Source organism: Collinsella aerofaciens (genome assembly GCF_015548375.1).
GTDB classification, from domain to species: domain Bacteria; phylum Actinomycetota; class Coriobacteriia; order Coriobacteriales; family Coriobacteriaceae; genus Collinsella; species Collinsella aerofaciens_AB.
In genome coordinates, this window is record NZ_JADMWW010000051.1 from 1 (window position 1) to 1,618 (window position 1,618).

Sequence of the window (1,618 nt, forward strand, 5' to 3'; positions counted from 1 at the left end):
CGGCATTCAGCATCAGGGTAGCGCTGCGACGCGGAAATCGCGCGCCGTTGCCGCGCCCCGCAGTGCCCGCTTCCCCCGAGAACAATTATCAGTGCAGGTAGATGGCTTGCGGATTTTGCGAAAAGTCGGTTATGGTCGACCCGTGCGGGTTAAACGTAGTAGATAGGCCGTTTTTGTGGCGAAGCCTTGGCAGGATGTGGCAAAGGGGTTGTCCCTTTGCCACATTGCCTAGTCTAGGCGGAGCGGATCGTGGGGGTAGGCGTTGAGAATCTCGGCGCCGTTCTCGGTCACCAGGGCCAGGTCCTCGATGCGGACACCGGTGCGGCCGGGGAGGTAGATGCCCGGTTCGATGGAGAACGTCATGCCCGGCTCCACGACCTGCTCGTTGACGAGTGAAACGTCGCACGGCTCGTGGTCCTGCAGGCCGATCGAGTGACCCAGGCGATGCGTAAAGTACCGCCCATAGCCCGCGTCTTCAATCACATCGCGCGCGGCGCGGTCCAGGTCGCACATGCGCACACCCGGTGCGATGAGTGCCTCGGCGGCCTCGTTGGCGCGGCGCACGATGTCGTAGATGCGCGCCGTCTCCTCGTCCGGATCGCCCCAAAAGAACGTGCGCGTCATGTCCGAGCAGTAGTTGCGATGACGCCCGCCAATGTCGAACAGCACTACGTCGCCGTTCTTGAGCACGGTGTCGTCGGGCTCGTGGTGCGGGTCGCCGGCGTTAGCACCAAAGCTCACGATGGGCGGAAAGCTAAAGCCCTCGCAGCCGTGCTTGCGATACAGGCCGAGCATCTGGTCGGCAATCTCGCGCTCCGTCACGCCTTCGTGGACGAGCTTGATGGCGTCGGCCATCACGGCGTCGTTAGCGGCCGAGGACGCGCGCATGAGCTCCTGTTCGGCGTCATCCTTGTGGGTGCGCGCGGCGGTGACGGCAAAGTCGCCCAGGAAAAACTCGCTGGCTGCGTGGCGCTCCATGAGCGGCATCAAAAAGCCGGAGCGCATGACGGTGTCGATGCCGAGTGGTTTGGTCGGATCGACCTCGCGAGCGATGGCGTCGGTCACGACGTCGGTATCGGTGTGGTAGGCAACGCGCGCATTGTCATACTCGGGCAGCTGATGCAGCGCGTTGACTAGGATCACCGGCTCGGCGCCGCGCGCGAGCAGCACACCGCAAAAACGCTCGAACAAATCGGCATAAAAGCCGGTCAGGTAATAGATTGACCACGGGTCGTTTACGAGCAGCTGTGCGCCGGGGTGCTGAGCCTCGAACGCATCGAGCACGCGCGCCGCACGCTGGTCATCGACATGTGCCATGAAGCATCCTTTCGCTAGGGTGCCACCATGGTATCCCAAGCCCGGCACATAGGGACGTTCCTTTTATGCCGACACTTTGGGACACTCCTTGGCATGGTCACTCTGGCAACCATGCGGGCAAAAGTAGCTAAAAGAGGCCCGTCCCAAATGGGCTGCTTACAAAACTATGGCGGATTACGGGGCTGGACCTGTATTGCTTGACCATGGAAATAATTGCGAATTTAAAACCGACGCTCCTATAAGTTGTCAAGAGGCAGTTTGCGGGAGCGCTCTCTCCAATTCGCACAGGAGCTCGTAATAC

The 1,618-nt window shown here is 61.1% G+C and carries 1 protein-coding gene; it reads right to left on the reverse strand.

The genetic code is table 11. The annotated features are described in order from the left end of the window. Positions 1–228: 228 nt before the first annotated feature. Complete coding sequence (locus I1969_RS10920) at positions 229–1,317, reverse strand: M24 family metallopeptidase (protein ID WP_195235140.1); 1,089 nt, start codon at positions 1,315–1,317, stop codon at positions 229–231. Positions 1,318–1,618: the final 301 nt, after the last annotated feature.